Source organism: Hymenobacter sp. DG25B (assembly GCF_000801315.1).
In the GTDB taxonomy this organism is placed as follows: domain Bacteria; phylum Bacteroidota; class Bacteroidia; order Cytophagales; family Hymenobacteraceae; genus Hymenobacter.
Genome location: NZ_CP010054.1, coordinates 477771 through 499562, shown reverse-complemented (window position 1 = coordinate 499562; position 21792 = coordinate 477771). Strand labels below are relative to the sequence as shown.

At 58.5% G+C, this 21792-nt stretch carries 20 protein-coding genes and 3 tRNA genes; 9 read left to right on the top strand and 14 right to left on the bottom strand.

Going from position 1 to position 21792, the window contains the following annotated elements; all coding sequences use genetic code 11:
• Position 1: 1 nt before the first annotated feature.
• The gene (locus PK28_RS02220) at positions 2-1741 is read left to right on the top strand and encodes an ABC transporter ATP-binding protein (protein WP_231576203.1); all 1740 of its coding nucleotides are present in this window, start codon (positions 2-4) and stop codon (positions 1739-1741) included.
• 118 nt (positions 1742-1859) lie between these two features.
• Here PK28_RS02220 and PK28_RS02215 read toward each other — a convergent pair whose 3' ends face one another.
• Together PK28_RS02215 and PK28_RS20060 are read right to left on the bottom strand one after the other, a co-directional pair.
• The gene (locus tag PK28_RS02215; protein ID WP_044510957.1) at positions 1860-2999 is read right to left on the bottom strand and encodes an NAD(P)/FAD-dependent oxidoreductase; all 1140 of its coding nucleotides are present in this window, start codon (positions 2997-2999) and stop codon (positions 1860-1862) included.
• A gap of 101 nt (positions 3000-3100) precedes the next feature.
• Positions 3101-3625: a T9SS type A sorting domain-containing protein gene (locus PK28_RS20060; RefSeq protein WP_044510955.1), complete on the bottom strand. Its 525-nt coding sequence runs from the start codon at positions 3623-3625 to the stop codon at positions 3101-3103.
• Between the two features lie 350 nt (positions 3626-3975).
• On the opposite strand from PK28_RS20060, the gene PK28_RS02205 reads away from it, so the two are divergent.
• Positions 3976-4049, top strand: a tRNA-Pro gene (locus tag PK28_RS02205).
• A 103-nt stretch (positions 4050-4152) separates the two neighbouring features.
• Positions 4153-4226, top strand: a tRNA-Pro gene (locus tag PK28_RS02200).
• A 74-nt stretch (positions 4227-4300) separates the two neighbouring features.
• Here the strand turns inward: PK28_RS02200 and PK28_RS02195 are convergent.
• The 5 genes from PK28_RS02195 to PK28_RS02175 form a co-directional block, all read right to left on the bottom strand.
• A complete protein-coding gene (locus PK28_RS02195; RefSeq protein ID WP_156126200.1) occupies positions 4301-4825 on the bottom strand; it encodes a hypothetical protein in 525 nt (174 codons plus the stop codon).
• Between the two features lie 79 nt (positions 4826-4904).
• Entirely contained in the window at positions 4905-6611 is a 1707-nt protein-coding gene (locus PK28_RS02190) for an ABC transporter ATP-binding protein (RefSeq protein WP_044516096.1), read from the bottom strand.
• Positions 6612-6766: 155 nt separating this feature from the next.
• Positions 6767-7558 (bottom strand): tRNA pseudouridine(38-40) synthase TruA, encoded by a 792-nt coding sequence (gene truA, locus PK28_RS02185; RefSeq protein ID WP_044510951.1) that lies wholly within the window; start codon positions 7556-7558, stop codon positions 6767-6769.
• A 43-nt stretch (positions 7559-7601) separates the two neighbouring features.
• Positions 7602-8147 carry a GNAT family N-acetyltransferase gene (locus tag PK28_RS02180; protein WP_044510949.1) on the bottom strand — a complete coding sequence of 182 codons (546 nt, stop codon included), beginning with the start codon at positions 8145-8147 and terminating at the stop codon, positions 7602-7604.
• 64 nt (positions 8148-8211) lie between these two features.
• Complete coding sequence (locus PK28_RS02175) at positions 8212-9414, bottom strand: thiolase family protein (RefSeq protein WP_044516095.1); 1203 nt, start codon at positions 9412-9414, stop codon at positions 8212-8214.
• Between the two features lie 91 nt (positions 9415-9505).
• Between PK28_RS02175 and PK28_RS02170 the strand changes: the two genes are divergently transcribed.
• The gene (locus PK28_RS02170) at positions 9506-9982 is read left to right on the top strand and encodes a DUF4293 family protein (protein WP_044510947.1); all 477 of its coding nucleotides are present in this window, start codon (positions 9506-9508) and stop codon (positions 9980-9982) included.
• An 87-nt stretch (positions 9983-10069) separates the two neighbouring features.
• On the opposite strand, the gene PK28_RS02165 is transcribed toward PK28_RS02170, so the two are convergent.
• The 6 genes from PK28_RS02165 to PK28_RS02145 all read right to left on the bottom strand — a co-directional run bounded on the left by PK28_RS02165 (position 10070) and on the right by PK28_RS02145 (position 16498).
• Positions 10070-11218, bottom strand: coding sequence for a proline and serine-rich protein 1 family protein (locus tag PK28_RS02165; RefSeq protein WP_044510945.1), 1149 nt, complete (start codon positions 11216-11218; stop codon positions 10070-10072).
• 186 nt (positions 11219-11404) lie between these two features.
• Positions 11405-12478 carry an OmpA family protein gene (locus tag PK28_RS20265; protein ID WP_048825450.1) on the bottom strand — a complete coding sequence of 358 codons (1074 nt, stop codon included), beginning with the start codon at positions 12476-12478 and terminating at the stop codon, positions 11405-11407.
• A gap of 29 nt (positions 12479-12507) precedes the next feature.
• A complete protein-coding gene (locus tag PK28_RS20260) occupies positions 12508-13344 on the bottom strand; it encodes a tetratricopeptide repeat protein (protein ID WP_156126198.1) in 837 nt (278 codons plus the stop codon).
• Positions 13345-13416: 72 nt separating this feature from the next.
• Entirely contained in the window at positions 13417-13944 is a 528-nt protein-coding gene (locus PK28_RS02155) for a hypothetical protein (protein ID WP_044510942.1), read from the bottom strand.
• Positions 13945-14106: 162 nt separating this feature from the next.
• Positions 14107-14961, bottom strand: coding sequence for a (Fe-S)-binding protein (locus tag PK28_RS02150; protein WP_044510940.1), 855 nt, complete (start codon positions 14959-14961; stop codon positions 14107-14109).
• A gap of 151 nt (positions 14962-15112) precedes the next feature.
• On the bottom strand, positions 15113-16498 hold the full coding sequence (locus tag PK28_RS02145) for a 4Fe-4S dicluster domain-containing protein (protein WP_044510938.1): 1386 nt from the start codon (positions 16496-16498) through the stop codon (positions 15113-15115).
• A gap of 163 nt (positions 16499-16661) precedes the next feature.
• Here PK28_RS02145 and PK28_RS02140 point away from each other — a divergent pair.
• Together PK28_RS02140 and PK28_RS02135 are read left to right on the top strand one after the other, a co-directional pair.
• Positions 16662-16734, top strand: a tRNA-Phe gene (locus tag PK28_RS02140).
• Positions 16735-16915: 181 nt separating this feature from the next.
• Complete coding sequence (locus PK28_RS02135) at positions 16916-18469, top strand: FAD-dependent oxidoreductase (RefSeq protein WP_044510935.1); 1554 nt, start codon at positions 16916-16918, stop codon at positions 18467-18469.
• Positions 18470-18530: 61 nt separating this feature from the next.
• Here the strand turns inward: PK28_RS02135 and PK28_RS18770 are convergent, their stop codons facing one another.
• Positions 18531-19676, bottom strand: coding sequence for a J domain-containing protein (locus PK28_RS18770; protein ID WP_048825447.1), 1146 nt, complete (start codon positions 19674-19676; stop codon positions 18531-18533).
• Between the two features lie 160 nt (positions 19677-19836).
• Between PK28_RS18770 and PK28_RS02125 the strand changes: the two genes are divergently transcribed.
• The 3 genes from PK28_RS02125 to PK28_RS02115 are packed head-to-tail and all read left to right on the top strand — an operon-like array spanning position 19837 to position 21736.
• Complete coding sequence (locus tag PK28_RS02125; RefSeq protein ID WP_044510933.1) at positions 19837-20214, top strand: phage holin family protein; 378 nt, start codon at positions 19837-19839, stop codon at positions 20212-20214.
• A 9-nt stretch (positions 20215-20223) separates the two neighbouring features.
• A complete protein-coding gene (locus PK28_RS02120) occupies positions 20224-20985 on the top strand; it encodes a hypothetical protein (protein WP_044510931.1) in 762 nt (253 codons plus the stop codon).
• Positions 20963-21736 carry a phosphoglycerol geranylgeranyltransferase gene (locus tag PK28_RS02115; RefSeq protein WP_044510929.1) on the top strand — a complete coding sequence of 258 codons (774 nt, stop codon included), beginning with the start codon at positions 20963-20965 and terminating at the stop codon, positions 21734-21736. The genes PK28_RS02120 and PK28_RS02115 overlap by 23 nt, the downstream gene beginning before the upstream one ends.
• Positions 21737-21792: the final 56 nt, after the last annotated feature.

Sequence of the window (21792 nt, the reverse complement as noted above, 5' to 3'; positions counted from 1 at the left end):
AATGGCACTTCCTGGGGGGGTGCTATTTGTGGCCCTCAGCACGCTGCTGGCTATTTTTCCGGCCCAGATTGTGCGCTATTCCTTTGACCTGGTAGGCGAAGGAATTGACCTCTACCACCTCTTCGCCGGCACTCAGGCCCAGAGCGGCGTATATGCCCTGTTTGGCCGCAACGTGCTGCTGTATGGGGTATTGATTGTGACCATGGCGCTGCTGCGGGGCATCTTTTTGTTTTTCATGCGCCAGACGCTCATCGTGATGAGCCGGCTCATCGAAAACGACCAGAAAAACGAAATCTACCAGCACTATCAGTCCCTGCCCCTCTCCTTCTACCGCCGCCACAGCACCGGGGATTTGATGTCACGCATTTCGGAGGACGTGGGCCGGGTGCGCATGTACGTCGGGCCGGCCATCATGTACTTTCTGCAGCTGGTAATCCTGTTTCTGCTGATTGTGCCGCTGATGCTGATGGTGAACGTGAAGCTCACGCTGTATACTCTGCTGCCGCTGCCCGTGCTGAGCATCAGCATTTTCTACGTGAACAACCTCATTGAGCGGAAGTCCGACGAGATTCAACGTTCCCTGGCCAGCATGACCACGTTCGTGCAGGAAGCCTTTTCCGGCATCCGGGTGCTGAAATCGTTCGTGCGGGAAGAAGACTCGCACCGGCAGTTTGCGCTGGCTTCGGATGAGTACAAGCAGAAGTCGCTGAGTCTGAACTTTGTGAACTCTCTGTTTTTCCCACTGATTTTGTTCCTGGTAGGCCTCAGCACCATCATCACCGTGTGGGTGGGTGGCCAGGAGGTTATTCGCGGCACCATTACCACCGGCAGCATTGCGGAGTTCCTGATTTATGTAAACCTGCTCACCTGGCCCGTGACGGCCCTGGGCTGGACTTCTTCCCTGGTGCAGCGCGCCGAAGCTTCCCAGGCCCGCATCAACGAGTTTCTGCATCAGAAAACGAATATCGTTTCACGCCAGAACGTGGAAAAGGAAATTCAGGGCGACATTGTCTTCGACCACGTCTCCTTCACCTACCCTGATACGGGTATTCAGGCCCTGCGCGACGTGTCCTTCCGCATCCGGCCGGGGCAGACGCTGGCCGTCATCGGCAACACCGGCTCGGGCAAAAGCACCGTGGCCGCCCTGCTCTGCCGACTCTACGACGTTTCCGGCGGCAGCATTCAGGTAGATGGCGTGGACGTGCGCGACTATGCTCTGACCTCGCTGCGGGAGCAAATCGGCTACGTGCCGCAGGACGTGTTCCTGTTCTCCGATACCATCCGCAACAACATCAACTTCGGCCTCGATCAGCCTACGGAAGAACGCATGCTGCAGGCCGCCCGGGATGCCAACGTGTACGACAACATCATGCGCTTTCCCGAAGGCTTCGATACCAAAGTGGGCGAGCGGGGCATCACGCTTTCCGGCGGCCAGAAGCAGCGCGTGAGCATTGCCCGTGCCCTGGTAAAAGAGCCCGGCATCCTGATTCTGGATGATTCGCTTTCTGCCGTAGATACCAACACCGAAAACGCCATTCTGGCCAGCCTGCAGCGCATCATGGCCAACCGCACCAGCCTCATCATTTCCCACCGGGTATCTTCGGTAAAGCTGGCCGATGAAATTTTAGTACTCGATGATGGCCAGATAGTGCAGCACGGCACCCACGAGGTGCTCATGCAAGAGGAAAATGGCCTCTACCGGGCGCTGTATGAGCGCCAGCTGCAGAGCGAAGAGGCGTAAAGGCAGTAGCGCGAAGCTCCGGCTTCGCGCACGAGCAACGCGAGTTCTGACGTATGCAGACGCCTGCTACTCGCGCTGCTCGTCCGCGAAGCCGGAGCTTCGCGCTACTGTTCAGTTGCTAACCGTTCATCATTTCCGCGGCCCGGCGGCCGCTGCCGGCACCCATGGCTACGCCCATGCCGTTGCAGCGCAGGGCTCCGTAAATACCCGGGGCGAGCGGCTGTATAATGGGCTGCAGGTCGGCCCCGAAGGCCATAACACCGCTCCAGCGGTAATCAATGCGGGGGCGCTGCCCGGGCAGGATAACATCGGTAAGAAGTTGTTCCAGATGGTTTTGCACCAGCTCGGTGAGACCGGGCTCAGTGGTAGCTTCGGCGGCAAAATCCAGGTTGCGGCCACCGCCCAGCAGCAGCCGGTTGCCTACCTGCCGGAAGTAGTAGTAGCCCTTATCGTAGTGGAAAGTGCCGCGCACGGCCAGGCCGGGAATGGGCTCCGTAACCAACACCTGCCCGCGGCCAGCCTGCACGTCCAAATCCGGGAAGAACGTTGTGGTGAAGGCATTGGTAGCCAGCAGTACCTGCCCGGCCAGCATAGGTCCTAACCCCGTTTCCAGCCGCACATCAGCGGCCCGGCTTTCCAGCGCCGTTACCGGGCAGCCGTGCAGCACTGTTACCCCTTCCTGCCAGGCTAGCTGCAGCAGCCGGTGCATCATGCGGCCGGTATCCAGGCAGCCTTCGGCCGTATTCTCCAGTACCACCTCTACACCGGCAAAGCCAAATTCCGGGAGGCAAGCCGTGGCGTCCCGAAAGATATCGGCCCTACCAATAATGGGGGCCAGCAATTGGTTATAGTAGCCTATATGTTCCTGGCAGGTGCGCGCCAAGGCGGCATCATCTGGCCGGAACAGCTCAAAGCCGCCGACTCCTTCGTAGCGTAAGGCCTCGTCGCCGAGAAGTTCCCGCAGCAAGCCCAGCCCCTGCCAGCGCGCCTGCACTACTTGTAGTAAGGTGGCGGTTCCGCTTTTCTTCTCCTGTTCTATCAGCTCCGAAATACTGCCGAAGCAGGCAAAGCCCGCGTTTTTGGTGCTGGCCCCGTTGGGCAGCAGGTCGCGCTCCAGCACGCACACGCGGGCAGTGGGCCGCAGCCGCCGGGTGAAGATGGCGGCCGTAAGCCCCACAATACCACCGCCCACCACTACTACATCATATGTGTCCAGAAACGTCTGGTGCTCCCAGTAGGAGAAAAGTCGCTGCGCCATAAAGCGAAGATACGTAACGGGCCTGTTTGCCTGGTCAGAGCATAAAAAAGCCCAGCTGACGATTTCAGCTGGGCTTTTTTAGATATGGAATGGCAGTTGAATTATTGACCCAGCACGACGCGGCGCATGCCGCGCCGCTCACCGGAAGTGCACTGTACAATATAGCTCCCGGCAGGCAGGCGGCTTACATCCAGCACCGCGGCTGCATCACCGGCTACAATATCACGGGTAAGCACCGGCCGGCCGGCATCATCATTTACCTCCACGCGGGTTGGGCCGGTGGCGTTAGTCCGCACTACCAGCCGCTTGGTAATCGGGTTAGTCTCGATGCGCACTTTCAGCGCATCGGTAGAGGCTGCGGCCGGCGCAGCATTATCGGTATCCGAAATGAGAGCCGGCTTGGCCGGAGCCGCTGCCGGGGCTGCCGCAGCAGCCGGAGCAGGCTTAGCCGGGGCAGGCTTGGCAGCCGTGGCAGCAGGCTTTGGCGCCGTTTTCACCGGGGCCTTCGCAGCCGGTTTGGCCGCTGGCTTAGCCGCTGGCTTAGCCGCTGGCTTCGTCTGAGCAGAAGCAGCCTGGATTCCTACCAAAAAGATGGCCAGCGCCATCAGCGAAGTAAATGTTTTCATAAGCAGCACCCAGAAAAGAGAAAGGTCCCTTTTGTAAAATTAAAGAAAATCTGCCGCTCCAGGACACAAATCGCACCAGATTTTTGCACAAAACGGATATAGACCAATTTTATTTTCTCCATTTCTTACGTTGCGGCATTTACGGCAAAGAATATAATAGGCAGAGCTAAGCGCAACTTTCTCGCCAATTTAATCCGGAAATCCGGAGCCCTATAACCCTCTTTTCATCAACCTATTACCACCATGATGACCTGTACATTTCCTACTAAAACTGGTTTCTCCTGATATTTTATGGCTGATAAAGTTGCGTTACATCTTCTAGATGCCTTACATTTGCAACTCGATTCCATCGGGGTGTAGCGTAGCCTGGTATCGCGCCAGCATGGGGTGCTGGAGGTCGTAGGTTCGAATCCTGCCACTCCGACTGAATAGAGCTGCGGCTCGGAAAGCCTCTGAACTTCGGTTCGGAGGCTTTTTTCCGCACTAAAAAGTACTAGTACCAAGGGTGCTACCGGCAGCACCCACCGCGGGGTGTAGCGCAGCCCGGTAGCGCGCGTCGTTCGGGACGACGAGGCCGTAGGTTCGAATCCTGCCACCCCGACTTATTTTCCCGTCTCTACAAAAAAGCCCGCTGAACTTCGGTTCAGCGGGCTTTTTCATGTTTTGATGGCACGGCTACTGCACTACCGCCAACACCTCCACCGGCCCTTTATCCGGAAAGCTTTCGACGTAGACCTTCTGTAGCTTTAGCTTTTGCAGCTCCGCGTAGCGCTTAATGCCGGCGTATAACTTATCCGGGGCCACCATGTAGCTGGCATTGATGCGGGCGCGCACTACGCGTTGGCCGCCGCTGAACGTGCTGTAGCGGTAGCCGCTGGGTAGGGTTTGGGTAGTGGTATCGGGCACAATCAGGCCGATGAATGCCTTTACGGTGTCGCCGGCGGCTTCCGGGTCGTTGTAGTAGATGTTGGCCAGCTCACCGCGCAGCTGGCCGCTTTCCTGCAGCTGGTGCGCCTGCCGGAACAGCGGGCCAAACTCTTTGCTATCGACGCGGCCGTTGAAATATTTGCCGGCCAGGTAAATGGGGCCCTGCGTGGTTACCAGCTCTACTTCCGGAGAGCGGAAACCGCCCAGATAGGCATAAATACCGGCCGCCAAAGCAGCTATTAAAATAGACAGCAGAAAAAACCAACGCGTCATTCGTTCTTACTTAGGGAATATCAGGAGTGCTTTATCAGGGCAAAAGCGAGTACTTGAGCGGGCCAGGTGACCAAATAACTTAGGCCAGCGCGTCTTTATACTGCATTTGGTAAAGCTGCTGGTAGAAGCCGCCGTGGCGCAGCAGCTCCTCATGGGTGCCGCTTTCCTTGATTTCGCCGCGGTCCAGCACAATAATGCGGTCTGCTTTCTGGATGGTGCTCAGGCGGTGGGCAATAACCAGGGAGGTGCGGCCCTGCATCAGCTTTTCAATGGCCTGCTGAATCAGCTCCTCGGTTTCCGAATCCACGGAAGACGTGGCCTCGTCCAGAATGATGATACGCGGCTGGTACACCATGGCCCGCACAAAGGAAATGAGCTGGCGCTGGCCCACGGAGAGCGTAGCCCCGCGCTCCATTACCTCATATTGCAGGCCGCCGGGCAGGCGCTCAATAAAACGGCGGGCGCCTACCAAATCGGCCGCTTCCCAGATCTGGGCTTCGGTAATATCCTGGTTGCCCAGGGTGATGTTATCCTTAATGGTGCCCGCGAACAGGAACACATCCTGCAGCACCACGCCAATGTGCCGGCGCAGGTGTTTTAGGTCGAACTCGCGCAGATCGTGGCCATCGATGCGGATGGTGCCTTTGTTGATTTCGTAGAAGCGGCTGAGCAGGTTGATGATGCTGGTTTTGCCGGCGCCGGTGGCGCCTACAAAGGCCACCGTTTGGCCGGCCTGAGCCGTGAAGCTAATGTCGCGCAGCACCCATTCCTCGTCGTTGTAAGCAAACCAGACCTTGTCGAACTCCACGTCGCCGCGCAGGTTGGCGGGGGCGAAGGTGCCGGTATCCGCAATCAGTTCTTTGCTGTCGAGCAGCTTGAGCAGGCGCTCGGTGCTGACCAGGCCCAGCTGCAGGGTATTAAACCGGTCCGCAATCTGGCGAATCGGCCTAAAAAACAAGGCATTATACATGATAAAGGCAATGAGCGCGCCTTTGGAAATGGTGCCTTCAATCTGCCCTTGCGCGGCATACCACACCAGCAACCCTACCCCTACCGCCGCCAGCACTTCGGCCACCGGAAAGTAAATGCTGTAGTAGAGCACCGAGCGGATGTTGGCCTGCGTGTGCACTTTATTGATCTTCTCAAACTTGCGAAACTCGCGCTCCTCGTTGTTGAAAATCTGCACCACGTTCATGCCCGTCAGGTGCTCCTGCACAAAGGAGTTGAGCGCCGCCACGGCCGTGCGCACCTCCTGGAAGGACTTCTTCACTTTCTCTTTAAACACATAAGTGCTGAAGAGCAGCGGCGGAATTACGGACAGGCTCACCAGCGTCAGGCGCCAGTCAATATAAAACATGAAGCCCATGATGAACACCAGCTGCAGAATGTCGCCAATCATGGCGGCCAGGCCCTCGCTGAAAACATCCGACAGGGTCTCCACATCGGAGATGTTGCGGGTGACGAGCTGCCCGATGGGCGTGCGGTCGAAGAACTTGAGGCGCAGGTCCAGAATGTGCTGGTAGAGGTCTACGCGAATGTCGCGCACAATGTACTGGCCCAGCCAGCCGCCAAAGTAAGTTTGCAGGTAGCTGACCAGCGTGTGAGCCACCAGCAGAATAATAAGCAGCCCGAACATCTTGTTCACGCCCACCATATCGCCCTGCTCAATGCTCACGTCCACCATCTGCTGAATCAGGAAGGGACGCAGAGTGCCCAAGGCAGCCGTGGCTACGGTGAGGAAAATCAGAAAGTAGAATACCCGCTGGTAAGGGCGCACGTAGGTCATCAGCCGGCGCAGCACCTGCCAGTCGAAGATATTGCCGGTTTTAGTGGCGGTAGTTGCCTGCTCCAAGTGGATATGTGTTTTAGAATAGAAGAGGTTAGGAAGATCAATAACCCCTCACTCTGCCCCGAAGTTGCAGCTCTTTTAACCCCGCAGGGCTAACGACTCACAAAGTACGGCATTCCGGTGGGTAGCTGTTCCACCGGCACCAGCTCGGAGGGATATTCCACGCGGGCCAGAAACAAGCCCTGGGCCGGGGCCGCGCCGCTGGCCGCAATGCGGCTCTGGTCATCGAGGATCTGCTTGAACTCGGCCGGCGTGAGCTTGCCGCGGCCCACGGTGAGCAGCGTGCCCACCACCAGCCGTACCATGCCGCGCACAAACCGATTGGCCCGAATGCGGAAAATGAGCCCGCCGGGTACTTCGCGCCAGCCCGCCTCGTAGCACACGCACACATAGTGGCTTTCGGCGCCTTTCACTTTAGAAAAACTGGTGAAGTCGCGGGAGCCCAGCAGGTAGGCGGCAGCTTCGTTCATGGCCGCCACATCCGGGGCGCGGTCCAGATACAGGGCGTGGGCGGGCGTGAAGGGGTCGGGCACGAGGCGCACGTGGTACTCGTAGGTGCGGGCCTCGGCATCGAAGCGGGCGTGGGCGCGGGCGGGCACCGGGTGCAGGGCATAGGCACGAATGTCGCGCGGCAAGGCCCGGTTAAGGCGGTACAGCAGCGTAGCCAGATCGAGGGTTTCGGGTACCTCGGCATCAAAATGCGCTATCTGATGGCTGGCGTGCACCCCGGAATCAGTGCGGCCGCTGCCCAGGCAGTACACCGGCTGGCGCAGCACCTGCGACAGGCACCGGTCCAGCTCGGCCTGCACCGTGAGGGTGTTGGGCTGAATCTGCCAGCCGTGGTACAGGCTGCCGTCGTAACCAAGGTGAAGGAAATAGCGCAAGGGCAGGGAAAATCAGAACGAGAGAATGGAGTGCTGGCGGGGCTTATTCTTCCTTGATGAGTGCGTAAAGGCGGGAGTCCAGCATCTGACCGTCTTTCAGGATGCTTTTGCGCAGCCGGCCTTCCAGCTCATAGCCGGCCTTTTCCAGCACGCGGGCCGACGCATAGTTTGGCTCGAAGACCACCGCAAATAAACGGCACACATCAAAGTTCCGCAGCACGTAGTCAGACAGGGTGCGCACGGCGGCGGTGGCCAGGCCCCGGCCCCAGTAGTCCCGGGCCAGCCAGTAGCCAATTTCCGCGGAGCGGCGGCGGATATCGGATTTGAAATGCACCCCAATATTCCCCACAGCCTCCCCCGCTACCTCAATGGCCAAGTGCACATCCCGCTGACTATCGGCCACCAGGGCCAGGAAATACCGGGAATCCTCGGTGGTATAGGGGTGCGGAAATGTGTCGCGCAGGTTCTGCCAGATGGCCCGGTCGTTGGCATAATTGGCCAGGGCGGGCGCATCGGTTGGCCGCCAGGGCCGCAGCCGCACCCCCGGAATGGGCAACGGAAGGATGGGGGTCAGCAGCGCGGCGGGCATGGCGGGGGCGGAAGTGTGAGTTAGGGGAGGCTTTATTGAAAAAGGCATCCCCTAACTCACTATACTACAGCTTTTCGTAAATCACAGCGGCACCTTGCCCTACCCCTACGCACATGGTGGCCAGGCCGTAGCGCACGTTTTCGCGGCGCTGCATTTCATGGATAAGGGTGGCCGTGATGCGCGCACCGGAGCAGCCCAGCGGGTGGCCAATGGCAATAGAGCCGCCATTCACGTTCACTTTCTCGGGGTCCAGGTTCAGGTCGCGCATGCAGGCAATGCTTTGCGCGGCAAAGGCTTCGTTGAGCTCAATCAAATCCAGCTCATTAAGCGTGAGGCCCGCCCGATGCAGCACTTTTTGGGTGGCGGGTACCGGACCCAGGCCCATGTACGCCGGGTCGACGCCCGCTACGGCAGAGGCTACCACCCGGGCCAGCGGCTTCAGGTTATACAGCTTCAGGGCCGCTTCATTCACCATCATCACGGCAGCCGCTCCGTCGTTGATACCGGCAGAGTTGCCGGCCGTTACGGTGCCATCCACGGGCAGGAAAGCCGGCCGGATGCTGGCCAGCTTCTCCATGGTAGAGAGGCGCGGCGGCTCATCGTGGTCAAACAGGGCCGCGTCGCCTTTGGGGCTGGGCACAAACACGGGTACAATCTCGCGGCGGAAACGCCCTTTCTCGAAGGCCCGGTGGTATTTGCGCTGGGAGTTGAAGGCAAACTCATCCTGCTCCAGCCGCGTGATGCCGTATTTGCGGGCTACGTTCTCGGCCGTTTCGCCCATGGTGAAGGGGTGATGCAGCTTGGAAAGCTTGGGGTTTACAAAGCGCCAGCCCAGCGTGGTGTCGTGGGCAGTGAAGTCGCGGCCAAAGGCGGTTTCCGACTTCGCCATGGCAAACGGAGCGCGCGTCATGCTTTCGGCCCCGCCGGCCAGATAAATGTCGCCTTCGCCGGCTTTAATGGCGCGGGCGGCATCCATAATGCTTTGCAGGCCGGAGGCGCACAGGCGGTTTACGGTATTGCCGGGCACGGTAGTGGGCAGACCAGCCAGCAGCGCGGCCATGCGGGCCACATTGCGGTTGTCTTCGCCGGCCTGGTTGGCGGCGCCCATAATAACGTCCTCAATGGCCGCTTTATCCACCGAAGGATTGCGGCGCATCAGCTCGCGCAGTACGTGCGCGGCCATGTCGTCGGGACGGACGCTGCTGAGCGCACCGCCAAATTTGCCAATAGGGGTGCGGACGGCGTCCACGATATATGCAGTTTGCATTGGGATAGAAATGCGGTTATTCCGGTCGTTGTTGGCTACTTTTGCCGGCCCGCGGCATACGCGGGCCAATCTGAACTAGCAAAACACAAAGATGATACAAAGAATCCAAAGCGTGTTCCTGTTGCTGCTGGCGCTGGCCATGCTGAGCGTTGTTTTCCTGCCCATCTGGAGCAAAGCTGATCCGCTCAGCGGCCAGGAACTACTGCTCACGGCCACCAAGCTAACTTACACGAAAGCCGGCCCCGGCACGTCGGCCCCCATAGCTACCTGGCCCATTGCGGCGCTGGCGCTGGCTTCTGCTGCCGTAGCGGTTTTCGAAATCTTCCAGTTCCGCAACCGCTTCCGCCAGCTGCAGCTGGGCTTGCTGAACCTGGTGCTGATTATGGCCACCATTGGCGCCGGCTGGTACTACTCCGGCGTGGGCGAGCGGCTGCTGAACGTGAAGCTGGCCGGCTCCTTCGAGGCCGGTTTCTACCTGCCCACGCTGGCGCTGCTGCTCAATCTGCTGGCCAACCGCTTTATCCGCCGCGACGAGCAGCTGGTTCGCAGCATGGACCGCCTGCGGTAAACGCCGCTCCCCCTAACACCAAAAACAGCAAAAAGGCTTCCCAATTGGGAAGCCTTTTTGCTGTTTTCATAGCGCAGAAGAGGCAGGTTAGCGGCGGGGTTGCTGGTTGATGTAGTCGCGCAGGGCATCTACATTAGAGTTGAAGTTGAACAGGGCGTAGACCTGCGGAAAGTTCTGCGGGTCGATGACGTGGCTGTAGGCATATTTGGCCAGCTCCAGCCGCTGATCCTCAAAGCTGAAGGCCCGCAGCATGCGCTTCAGGTCTTCGGTACGGATAGAGGTGCGCGCCAGCCCGTCCTGCAGAATGGCCAGCTTGTCTTTATCGAAGGACTTGCTGCCGGCGGCCCGCAATAAGCCGTCTACTTCCGCCGGCGTCATAACAGTGCGGCTGCGGTCATCGTAGCCACCGGGGCGGTAGTCGTCGTTCGGGCGGGCCTGGGCGCTGTATTGCTGCAGCTCTTTTATGTTAGAGTCGAAATTAAACAGCTCGTACACCTGGTAAAAGTTCTGCGGATCGGCCACGTGGCTGCTGGCATACTTGGCCAGCTCCAGGCGCTGGCTCTCAAAATCGAAACGGCGCAGCAGGCGCTTTAAATCCTCCGCCCGGATATCAGCCTGGCTCAGCGCATCCTTGGCAATGGCGAGCTTACCACTATCAAACGACTTGGCATCCACGGCCTGAATCAGGTCATCTACCTCGGCAGAGCTCATCAGCGAATTGCGGCGGTTGTAGCCTGAACGGTCCTCGTAGCGGCCGTTGCGGTCCTCGTCCTGGTTTAGGTGGTTGTCGTAATCGGGGCGGCGGTCATCGTCACGTCGGTCGTCCCGCTCATCGTAGCGGCCGTCACGGTCGTCATACCGGCCCTGCCGGTCATCGTTGCGGCGCGGGCCCCGGTTGTAGCGGATGGGCACCGCCGAAACCTTGCGCAGCACCGGCGCAAAGCCGCGGCGGGCAATCAGGATATAATTCGATTCGTAGCCGGCATCCAGAAACACCCGGGTCCGGTATTTCACAAAGCCCCGGCCGGCCGGAATCCGAAACTCGGCCCAGTGAAAGCCGGGCTGCACCCGGTCAATGTACACCTCGCGCGAAATAGTCCGGGTTAGCGGGCGCCCATCAAACACCAGCTCAAACGGAACGCCATGCTCCGAAACGAAATTTACGTTGGCCGGGGCGGCCACCAGCTGCGCGGCCCAGAGCAGAAAGCTGCAGCAAAGGAGTAGTGCCTTATTCATGGCAGTAGAAACTAAGCGGGCAGCGGCTCATCCGTACCCACGCTCCCTAATGCCAAGTATTGTGCCAATCTGGAACTATATAGCATTTCTGTATGTTCCGGCCGGCCTTCACTGAAATTACAGTCAAAAAAAAGCCCTTAATCACACTGATTAAGGGCTTTTTTTAAATATTCAGGCAGCTAAATATTATTGGTTAATCCGGGTGACTTTGAACTCCGTGCGACGGTTGCGCTGGTGCTCTTCCTCCTTGCGGGCATTTTTGATAACCGGACGAGTTTCGCCGTAACCGCGGGCGGTAATGCGGCTCTTATCAATACCCTTGGAAATAATATAGTCTACCGCCGATTGCGCCCGTTTCTGGGAAAGGTTCAGGTTGTAGGCGTCCTTGCCGCGGGAGTCGGTGTGCGAGCTAAGCTCGATGGTAATTTTGGGGTTGTCGTTTAGCGTTTCTACCAGTTTGTCCAGCTCCAGGGCCGCGTCGGGCCGGATGTTCCACTTGTTGAAATCGTAGAAGATATTCTCCACCACAATGGCTTTGTTCACCACTATCTTATCCAGGGTCAGCGTCACGGGCAGGCGGATGTCGTTCTGCTCATTGGGCAGCTGGTCCTGTGGGGGAACTTTGCCAATGGTGCTCAGGGTCTGGCGGGCCGTGAAATAACCGGGGCGGTCGGCCACCAGCGCGTAGGTAGTGGCAGTATCCAGCTTAAAGGTGAATTTGCCATCGGGGCCGGCTTTCGTTTCCTGCAGGCGCTGGCCATTGCGGCCCAGCAGCACTACATCTTCCCCGGCCAGCGGCTTGGTCTGGCGGGTTTTGGGGTCCCGCTCCAGCACGGTGCCATCGGCATATAAAGTCACCAACTTGCGCGGCTTCTTGCGGAACAGGTAGAGGTCGTCGCTGCCTTTGCCGCCACTGCGGTTAGAGGAGAACACGCCCATGTCTTTAGCCGTGAAGAAGGGCGCAAAGTCATCGGCGGTGCTGTTGATGGGCGCGGCCAGGTTTTTCACCACGCCTTTGTCCACCATAAAGATATCCAGCTTGCCCAGGCCCGGGTGGCCATCAGAGGAGAAATACAGCGTGCCATCGGGCGCTACGGCCGGGAAGTTCTCGTTGCCGGCGGTGTTAATTTTATCGCCCAGATTTTCAGGGGTGGCAAAACGGTTGCCCTCTTCCAGCGTGGCCTTGTACAGGTCGTTGCCACCCAGGCCGCCGGTGCGGCTGGAGGCGAAGTACAGCGTTTTCCCATCGGGGGAAAGCACCGGCGAAAAGTCATCGGCGGTGCGGCTGTTTACCCGCGCAGCAGCTCGGGCTCAGTCCACTCCGCTCCGCGGTAATAGGAAACGAACAGGTCTACACTTTGGAAACCCTTCTTGGCTTCCTTTTTAGTACCGTCGTTGGAGCGGGCAAAAATCATCATTTTGCCGTCGGGCGAGTACGTGGCGCTGGCCTCGTGCATGCCGGGGGAATTGAACTTGTCTTCCAGCTTGCGCACCGTGCCGCCGGTCAGCTTCTGATCATCAGCAAACTTAATGGCGTACAGGTCATTAAACCCTTCACCGTTGCCCAGGTACTTTTTCCCATCCCGCCCCGAAGCAAACACCAGCTCCCGGGTAGTTGGCAACATGGTAGCGCTGAAGTCCGCGGACGGAGAATTAACGGAGTCCAGAATCTGCACTTCGTTGTTGGTCTTCAGGGCCAGCAAGGCCGGCACTTGCTTTAGATTTTTTGCTTCCAGCTCGGCGCGCGCAGCTAAGGCCTGGTTGCCGCCGGTTTCCGCGTAAGCGGTGAAGTACTCGGCCGCTTCCTCGTATTTGCCGTTGGCTTTCAGGGCCAGGCCATAGTAGAAGCGGGCATCCGCGCTTTTCACGCCCCCGTTCACGGCTGCTTTGTAGAATTCCTCCCCCTGCTCTATGCGGTTAGACAGGCGGTAGGATTCGGCAATGCGGTAGTTGGAATAAGCCACGCGCTTGCCACGCTTGATATCAGCCTTGTAAAGCGGAATGGCCGTTTCATATTCCCCTTGAGTAAAGCGCTTATCGGCTTTAGTAGCCTGTTCCGAAGCGCTACAGCCTCCCAACAAAACCGGGACACCGGCAGCCAGCCATAGAGTCAGAAATTTCCGCATAGAAAGTAGGATGATGGTCGGAGCCGTTTATAAAACGCGGCTACCGGATAAGGCGTAACAAGTATACTAAGTTTAGGCTGCATTGTATCCCTCCGGGACGCCATTGCTGGCCGGGGCTGGAAAGTAACGCTTCAGCCAGGTAGCTGTTGCCGGAGCCGGCCAGCGCTGCTGCAGCTCCGCGTGGGTGGTGATGGTAGCATCAAAATACGGCGTATCGGGCTGCAAACGGCCATCGGCTACGGCCGCCCGCAGTTCGCGGCGGTCCAGCTGGCACACCTGCCCGCCCAGCAGAAACGCCAGGTTCGACTTTTCCAGCAGCGTGATGCCCAGCCGGGCTTCCATCTCGTGCACAAAGCGCACGGAGGCATCAATGGAGCAGCCACTGGCATCGGCTACGTTTTCATCCAGCCCGATAACCAGAAACTGATGATACAGAATGGCGGCCGAAGCCTGCAGGGCGCGGCCATGGCTGGTCCAGTCGGTAGCAAACTGCCGTAGCAAGGGCTGCCCAGCCGCTTCTTCGGCAGGAGTCAGGGGCCGGTTGGCCTGGTAAATCCAGATGCGCGCTGTGGGCGGCAAGTCTTGAAACGGAACAAACATGAGCAATAGAAATTTTCAGAGAAAGTACGGCGGGGCCGCAACACTCGGCGCAGCCTATCAACGCAACCGGACCCCGATATGATACAAAATAACAGGTCCCGGCGGGAAGTTCCGTCGGGACCTGATGGCTTGCGCCTACTGCGTAATGGCAGCCTTTATTCCTTAGGCATTTAAACCTTCCGCCGAAGCAATCAGCTCGGCCAGGTCAAACACCTGCACGTCCTGCTCGCGCTCCTTATTTTTCACGCCGTCGGCCATCATGGTCATGCAGAAAGGGCAGCCTACCGCAATGATGCTACCGCCGTGGTTGGAGCCGGCGGGCAGGCCGGGCGCGGTGCTTTCCACACCGGTCAGGTTACCCAGCACTTCGGCGTTGCCGTCCAGCGTAGCCAGGGCTTCCTCCGTGCGCTCAATGTTGATATCTTTTTTGCCGGGCTCAGGTTCTTTCCACATCTGCGCCCCGCCGGCGCCGCAGCAGAGGCCGTTGGTTTTGCAGCGCTTCATTTCAACCAGGTCGGCGTCCAGCACTTCCAGCACGGCACGGGGCGCCTCGTAGATGTTGTTGGCGCGGCCCAGGTAGCAGGAATCGTGGAAGGTAATGCGGCGGCCTTTAAACGACTCACCGCCTTCGGCCTTCACGCGGCCTTGGTTAATAAGCTGCTGCAGAAAAGTGCTGTGGTGAATTACCTCGTACTCGCCGCCCAGGGCCGGGTACTCGTTTTTGATGGTGTTGAAGCAGTGCGGGCAGGCCGTTACCACGGTTTTGATGCCGTAGCCATTCAGCGTGGTAATGTTCTGCATGGCCTGCATCTGAAACAGGAACTCGTTACCGGCGCGCTTGGCGGGGTCGCCAGTGCAGGTTTCTTCCATGCCCAGCACGGCGTACTTCACGCCCACATGTTCCAGAATGCGCACGAAGGCCCGCGTTACGCGCTTATACCGGTCATCGAAGGCGCCGGCGCAGCCCACCCAGAACAATACTTCTGGAGTTTCGCCCCGGGCAGCCAGATCAGCCATGAGAGGTACAGAAACGGGGCGTTTGGCAGTTATATCAGCCATTATATTTATCAGTTGTCAGTTGTGAGTATCCAGTTGCCAGTTGCCGTTTGTCAGCTACCAGTATTCCGAAGAGCGAACTGGTAACCGGCAACACTAAACTGGCAACGCATTAAGCTTTTTCGGCCATGTACAGATCATCGGCCCAGTTAAACCGGTCGGAAGGTGAGAAGGCCCAGGGCGCGCCGTTGTTCTCAATGTTGGAGAACATGACGTTGAGCGAGTTGGGGGCCGCTGACTCTTCCAGCACCAGGAAGCGGCGCATTTCCACAATGCTTTCCAGGGGGTTGATATTCACGGGGCAGGCTTCCACGCAGGCATTGCAGGTGGTGCAGGCCCAGAGTTCCTCGGGCGTAACGTAGCCGCGCAGCAGGGTGTGATTTTCCTTGTCGAGCTGCTCCTGGGGGTCGTGCTTGGCTTCCTTGCCGTAGAGGGCCGGGTCGAACACCAACGGGGAGTTATACTTCTCCTCCATCCGGTCGCGCGTGTCCATAATGATTTTGCGCGGCGAAAGTAGCTTGCCCGTCAGGTTGGCCGGGCACACGGAGGTGCAGCGGCCGCACTCGGTGCAGGAGTAAGCGTTGAGCAGGTTGGTCCAGGCCAGGTCGTTCACGTCTTTAGCGCCAAACGGAGTGGGCGCTACGGCCGAACCATCGGGGTTGGTGGCCGGAGTCGGTACCTGGTAGGTGGGGTCCATCATGGCCTTCACCTCGTGGGTGATACTGTCCACATTCGAGAACTGCCCCTGCGGCACCAGCCGGGAGAAGTACACGTTCGGGAAAGCCATGATAATGTGGAAGTGCTTGGACGAGGGCAGGTAGTTCAGAAACAGCAGAATACCCACAATGTGCGCCCACCAGCCCACGCGCTCCAGCACCACTAGGCTGCTCACGTTATCCGGCAGCAAGCCCGTCAGAAACTGGCTGATGGGGAAGGCACCGTCCAGGTCTTTGCCTTCCAGCTGGTGGGCTTTCAGGTCGGCGGAGTTCATCAGGAACAGCGCCACCATCAGCACCACTTCAATGTAGAGAATAACGTTGGCGTCGAGTTTGGGCCAGGCGCGCATTTCCGGGCCGGAAAAGCGGCGTACGCCCTGCACGTTGCGGCGCCACCAAAAGGCCGTTACGGCCAGCACCACCAGGGCGCCCAGCACCTCATTGGTACCCGTGAGGGCGGAGTAAAGCGGCCCCATAAAGCCCAGCACCCGGTGCGTACCGAAAATGCCATCAATCAGAATCTCAATGACTTCAATATTGATAACGATGAAGCCGATGTAGACAATCAGGTGCAGAAAGGCCGGCGTGAGGCGTTTAAACATCTTCTGCTGCCCGAAGGCCACCAGCAGCGTTTTCCACAGCCGCTCGTTCACGTGGCCGCTCATATCCCGGTCGCGCCCGACGAGGATATTGGCCCGTATCTTCCGTGCCTGCCAGGCAAACAGGCCAAAGCCCGCCACCGCTACCAGCAGGAAGAGAATGTTTTGGATAGAAAAATGCACAGGAAAAATGGGTAGGTTTGGGGTTTAGGCCGAAATATAGTCGTTATGCATAACAAACTATATCTTTTGGCAGCCGGAAACATTTTTTTACGATACGCCTTGCAGGTTGGAATGGGTTTACTACTTTTGTGCTCCCCAACAGCCACACGGCCTAGGAGGAGATGGTAATGTAGCTCAGTTGGTAGAGCACAGCACTGAAAATGCTGGTGTCGTTGGTTCGATTCCAATCATTACCACAACAATAAAAGCCCCGTCGGTTCTTCACCAACGGGGCTTTTTTTATGCCCTGCGGTGCGGGCAGCCCCCCGCCTGGCTCTTGGCCCAGAGGCAGTTTAGCCGCTGATTTCTGCGCCGGCCTACTATCTAACCTTGCGCTTAGCCGACCGTAAGCACGGGAGAAACTACTCTACTCCTGCTATGCCTAACCGTGCTTCTGGTGCCCATACTTCCGGCGCTACTCAATCTGTCTGGTTTCCTACCGCCGACGCGCTACCCTCCTTTTCGCCGCTAAAAAAGCCCCTAAGTGCCGATGTGGTGATTGTAGGAGCCGGTATTGCGGGCCTCACCACGGCTTATTTATTGGGTAAGGAAGGCAAAAAGGTGGTGGTGCTGGAAGACGGGGAAATAGCCAGCGGCGAAAGCGGCCGTACCACCGCCCACCTGTCTAATGCGCTGGATGAGGGCTACTCTACCCTGGAAAACCTCTTTGGCCAGGAAGGCGCCCGGCTGGCGGCCGAGAGTCACGGAGCCGCTATTGATGAGATAGAGCGCATTGCGCTGACCGAAAAAATAGCCTGTGATTTTTCCCGCCTGGATGGCTACCTGTTCCTGCCCGCCAACGGCAAGCCAGGTGAGTTGGCCGAGGAGATAAAAGCCGCGCACCGCGCCGGTCTGAAAAAAGTAGAGCAGCTGGCCGATGCAGGAGTAAAAGGCTTTAAAACCGGGGAGTGCCTGCGGTTTCCTAACCAAGGGCAGTTTCACATTTTGAAGTACTTACACGGGCTGGCCGAGGCTATAACGGCGCAGGGCGGACAGATTTTTACCCATACCCACGTAGATACCGTGGAAGGCGGCGCCCAGGCCCGGGTAGTTACTGCCCAGGGCATAGAAGTAACGGCCCAGGCCATTGTTATTGCCACCAATACGCCCTTCAACGACCGGGTGGTGATGCATACCAAACAAGCTCCTTATCGCACCTACGCGCTGGCCGCCCGCGTACCCAAGGGCTCCATTGCCAAAGCCCTGTATTGGGATACCGCCGACCCTTACCACTACATTCGCCTACAGGAAGCCCCCGAAGTCGACTACGACCTGCTGATTGTGGGCGGCGAAGACCACAAGACAGGGCAGGAAGAAAACCCGGCCGAGCGCCTGCGCTGCCTGGAGGAGTGGACGCGTGAACATTTCCCGCAGATGACGGACATTGAATATCAATGGTCGGGGCAGGTGATGGAACCGGTTGATGGACTGGGCTTTGCCGGCCGCAATCCGCTGGACAACGACAATGTGTACCTGATTACCGGCGACTCCGGCCACGGTATGACGCACAGCACCCTGGGTGCCATGCTGGTGCGCGACTTAATTATCGGCCGCTCCAACCCCTGGGAGAAGCTCTACCACCCCGGCCGCGTTACCCTCAAGCCAGAATCCATCAAGGAGTTTGTGCGCGAAAATGTGAACGTGGCCACCGAGTATACCGAGCTGGTTACGGGCGGCGACGTCGCCAACGCTGAGGATATTCCGGCTGGCTCGGGGGCGGTTTTGCGCCGGGGTATCACCAAGGTAGCCGTGTATAAGGCTTCCAATGGGAAAGTACACGAGTGCTCGGCCATCTGCCCGCACCTGGGCTGCGTAGTGCATTGGAATGGGCTGGAAAAAAGCTGGGACTGCCCCTGCCACGGCTCCCGTTTTGATGCCTATGGCAAGCTGCTGATGGGCCCCGCCAATACCGGGCTGGCGCCGGCGGAGTAGCTCAGGAAAGAAGAAAGCTTTGAAAACAGAGGAGCCCGGTACCAGTACCGGGCTCCTCTGTTTATTGGCAGCCGCTTTTCAGGCGGGCTTCCTCGGCGTAGCTATAGCCTAGCAGCACGGCGCGCGCATAAAACTCACAGGCAGCCGTAGGCTTGCCCTGCTCCTGGGCCAGCCGCCCCAGCAGGAAATGAATCTGCCCATTGTGCGGATTATTCAGCAGCACCTGCTGATAATCCTCCCGGGCGGCATCATACTCGCCCAGCTTAAACCAGGCCAGCCCCCGGTAGGTCTGGTAGCGCACCGAGGGGCTCTGCCCCTGCACCGCCCGCTGCCGCAGGCCCATGGATAAATCCCGGATGGCGGCCCGGAACTGCCGCTGCTCAAACATGCGCAGCTCGCCCCTATCCAGCCAGGGGCCAGCCAGAGTAGAGTCCAGCCGAATGGCCTGGGTGTAGCTACGCAGGGCTTTCTCCATGTGCCCCTGCTCGGTTTGGCACTGGCCCACGCGCCACCACAGCTCAGCAGCCTGCCGTACCGAGGCGGGCTCCCGTATGGCTACCTCATAGTCCGTCAGCGCATTGGCATAATCGTGAAATACCAGCTGCTCTATCTCCCCGCGCCGCCGCCGGGCAGCGCTGAATTCGGGCTTGAAGTGCACTGCTTCCGAGAAATAGGCATGCGCCACGCTCCACCGCCGCTCCACGTACGCTTGCAGGCCATCGTCGTAGTTGGAAAGGGCCGTCAGGTGGTCCATGGTTACTTTTACTGACACCCCAAAGAGGATAAACAAGCCGGCTGCCACCAGCATCAACCAGTAGTCGCGGCGGGTAAACCGGGTGCGGCGCCGGGGAATGGGCCGGTAATGGCGCTCCGCCGAGGAAGCCGGCCGGCGCGTGCGCAAGGGCTGGGCGGCGGGCATGGGTACCCCGTACACACGCTGGCCCTGGGCCCGGAACTGCTGCTGGCGGCGTGCGGCATCAGCCCGCAGCGTATCCTGGCGTAAGCCGTGGTCGTAGGAGGCCCGGCGGGCCGGGTCCGATAAGATGCCGTAGGCAACGCTTACCTGCTTAAACTGCTCTTCAAAGCGGGTGTCGCCCCGGTGGCGGTCGGGGTGGTAGCGGAGTGCCAGCCGCTTATATGCCTGCTTTATCTCCAGCGCCGTAGCCGTAGTGGTTACTCCCAGGATGTGGTAATGGTTCGGGCTCAAAATACAGCGGTAAGCAGGGCAAGAACGGGACTTTTACGGTAGGAATTTAGACGATGAACAGGCTTTTCCGTATGAAGTTCCATTAGCATTGCACCATTCTTTGTGTTTTTTCCGTACCCAAGTTCTTAAACAGATTATCTCTCTAAACTCCTTCTGCCGCATGGCTAACGACGACGACGCTACCAAAACGCCCCGCAATGACAGTTTGATCGGAAACCTGATGGGTTATCTCGACACGCGTATTGATCTGGTACGCCTTGAGACCCAGGAAAAAGTTAAAAATGCCTTCGTTGGTACGGCCCATGGCCTGACCATGGCTATCATTGGGCTGCTGTTTCTGGTATTCCTGAGCATTTTTGCCGGCCTGGCCCTGAATGCCGCCTTTGATAGCTCTTATTGGGGCTTCGGAATTGTAGCGGCTATTTATCTGCTGCTGCTGATTGTCTTTATAGTGGGCGTGGATAAAAAGCTGTTTCAGGGGCTGGCCGACAAGATGCTGAGCAATACCATTTATAAATCTGATAAACGCCAAGCCTAACTCTCTCCCATGGCCGATTTGCACAACCCGCTTTTTGAAGACGAAAAAGAGTTTCTGGAACGCCAGAAGCTGGAATATGAGCGCGCTTTGCTGGGCGATGTGGAAGACATCAAAGAGCAAACGCAACGCATTGGTAAGTACGCCCTCATTGGCGCCGGCGTAGCAGGCGGCATCTGGCTGCTGGCCCGCGCCTTCCGCTCCCGCTCTTCTGAGGAAGAAGATTTTGAGGATAACGAACACCTGGACTACCATCCGGGCAAAGCGCTCCACGACCGTCACCGGTCACCGGCCTACAGCCACGTAGACACCGCCGAGAGTGATGATCTGGGCTTTGGCGCTGGCCCGCATCAGTACGACCGGGGCACCCAGGCACCCAGCCGTCACGAGCGCGCCGACCTGGCCCCTGACGTATACCACACGGATACGGAGGACCCGTTTCCCCCGCTCGACAGCCCCATCAGCCAGTACACCCGCTCGGCCCGCTCCATGGCCCCGGCCGTACGCCCCCGGCCTTCGGCGGCAGATGGCTCGTCGGCTTCCTCCATCATGGCTGATGCCTTCAATGTATTTTTGAAGTCAGATACCGGTAAGATGCTGATTGCCCAGGTTTCGGCGGTGCTGATGGCTTATGTGGCCAAAAAAGTAGGGGAATATTTGCCTGTGGACAAAAATAACGACCTTGCAACAGCGCCCGCCGCTCAGCCGGCCACGCAGGACATAGACTTTACGTATCACCACGACGACGCGAATGCGCCTCAACAGTCTCTATGAAGGCCTTAGCAAACGCCGCGCCCGCGGCCAGAAGTCGCTGGCCGTATTGCTCGACCCCGACCAGCTGGACGAGGCGGGCTGCCGGCATTTGCTGAAGCTAAGCGAGACCCATCCGGTCGATTACTTTTTTGTAGGGGGTAGCCTGGTACTGAATTCGTACCAGGCTACCCTTATTCAGTTGCTTAAAAGCCGCTCTAAGGTGCCGGTGCTGCTGTTTCCCAGCCACAGTTTACACTTAGATGGACAGGCTGATGGTATTCTGCTGCTGTCGTTGATTTCCGGGCGCAACCCGGAGTTCCTGATTGGGCAGCACGTTATTGCGGCCCCTTTGCTGCGCCAGAGCAAGCTTCAGATTCTGCCCACCGGCTACATGCTGGTAGACACCGGCCGCCAGACCACAGCCAGCTACGTGAGCGGCACCACGCCTCTACCCTACGATAAGCCCGGCATTGCGGCCTGCACGGCCATGGCCGGTGAGCAGCTGGGTCTGCGCCTCATGTACCTGGATGGTGGCAGTGGTGCCATGTATCCGGTATCGCCAGCCATGATTAAGGCCGTACGCCAGGCGGTAGAGGTTCCCCTCATTGTAGGAGGCGGTATCAATACCACTGAAAAAGCGCAGGATGCCCTAGAGGCCGGCGCCGATGTGATTGTTATTGGCAATCAGATTGAAAAAGACCCGGGCTTTCTGCCGGAGGTAGTGGCGGTTGTCCAGTCCTTTAATTCCGTAGCCAGCACGGCCCTTAACTAAGAAGTTGCATTGGCGCTTAACACGCATAAAAAAAGGCCCTGGCATAATACCAGGGC

What these genes read in the sequence shown, in the direction of transcription:
- PK28_RS02155 (WP_044510942.1), bottom strand. Translation starts at nt 13,944, where the DNA reads ATGTTTGTTCCGTTTCAAGACTTGCCGCCCACAGCGCGCATCTGGATT.
- PK28_RS02125 (WP_044510933.1), top strand. Translation starts at nt 19,837, where the DNA reads ATGGCTAACGACGACGACGCTACCAAAACGCCCCGCAATGACAGTTTG.
- PK28_RS20060 (WP_044510955.1), bottom strand. Translation starts at nt 3,625, where the DNA reads ATGAAAACATTTACTTCGCTGATGGCGCTGGCCATCTTTTTGGTAGGA.
- PK28_RS02175 (WP_044516095.1), bottom strand. Translation starts at nt 9,414, where the DNA reads ATGCAAACTGCATATATCGTGGACGCCGTCCGCACCCCTATTGGCAAA.
- PK28_RS02195 (WP_156126200.1), bottom strand. Translation starts at nt 4,825, where the DNA reads ATGACGCGTTGGTTTTTTCTGCTGTCTATTTTAATAGCTGCTTTGGCG.
- PK28_RS02115 (WP_044510929.1), top strand. Translation starts at nt 20,963, where the DNA reads ATGCGCCTCAACAGTCTCTATGAAGGCCTTAGCAAACGCCGCGCCCGC.
- PK28_RS02150 (WP_044510940.1), bottom strand. Translation starts at nt 14,961, where the DNA reads ATGGCTGATCTGGCTGCCCGGGGCGAAACTCCAGAAGTATTGTTCTGG.
- PK28_RS02135 (WP_044510935.1), top strand. Translation starts at nt 16,916, where the DNA reads ATGCCTAACCGTGCTTCTGGTGCCCATACTTCCGGCGCTACTCAATCT.
- PK28_RS02215 (WP_044510957.1), bottom strand. Translation starts at nt 2,999, where the DNA reads ATGGCGCAGCGACTTTTCTCCTACTGGGAGCACCAGACGTTTCTGGAC.
- PK28_RS02120 (WP_044510931.1), top strand. Translation starts at nt 20,224, where the DNA reads ATGGCCGATTTGCACAACCCGCTTTTTGAAGACGAAAAAGAGTTTCTG.
- PK28_RS02170 (WP_044510947.1), top strand. Translation starts at nt 9,506, where the DNA reads ATGATACAAAGAATCCAAAGCGTGTTCCTGTTGCTGCTGGCGCTGGCC.
- PK28_RS02190 (WP_044516096.1), bottom strand. Translation starts at nt 6,611, where the DNA reads ATGACCTACGTGCGCCCTTACCAGCGGGTATTCTACTTTCTGATTTTC.
- PK28_RS20260 (WP_156126198.1), bottom strand. Translation starts at nt 13,344, where the DNA reads ATGCGGAAATTTCTGACTCTATGGCTGGCTGCCGGTGTCCCGGTTTTG.
- PK28_RS02220 (WP_231576203.1), top strand. Translation starts at nt 2, where the DNA reads ATGGCACTTCCTGGGGGGGTGCTATTTGTGGCCCTCAGCACGCTGCTG.
- PK28_RS02180 (WP_044510949.1), bottom strand. Translation starts at nt 8,147, where the DNA reads ATGCCCGCCGCGCTGCTGACCCCCATCCTTCCGTTGCCCATTCCGGGG.
- PK28_RS02165 (WP_044510945.1), bottom strand. Translation starts at nt 11,218, where the DNA reads ATGAATAAGGCACTACTCCTTTGCTGCAGCTTTCTGCTCTGGGCCGCG.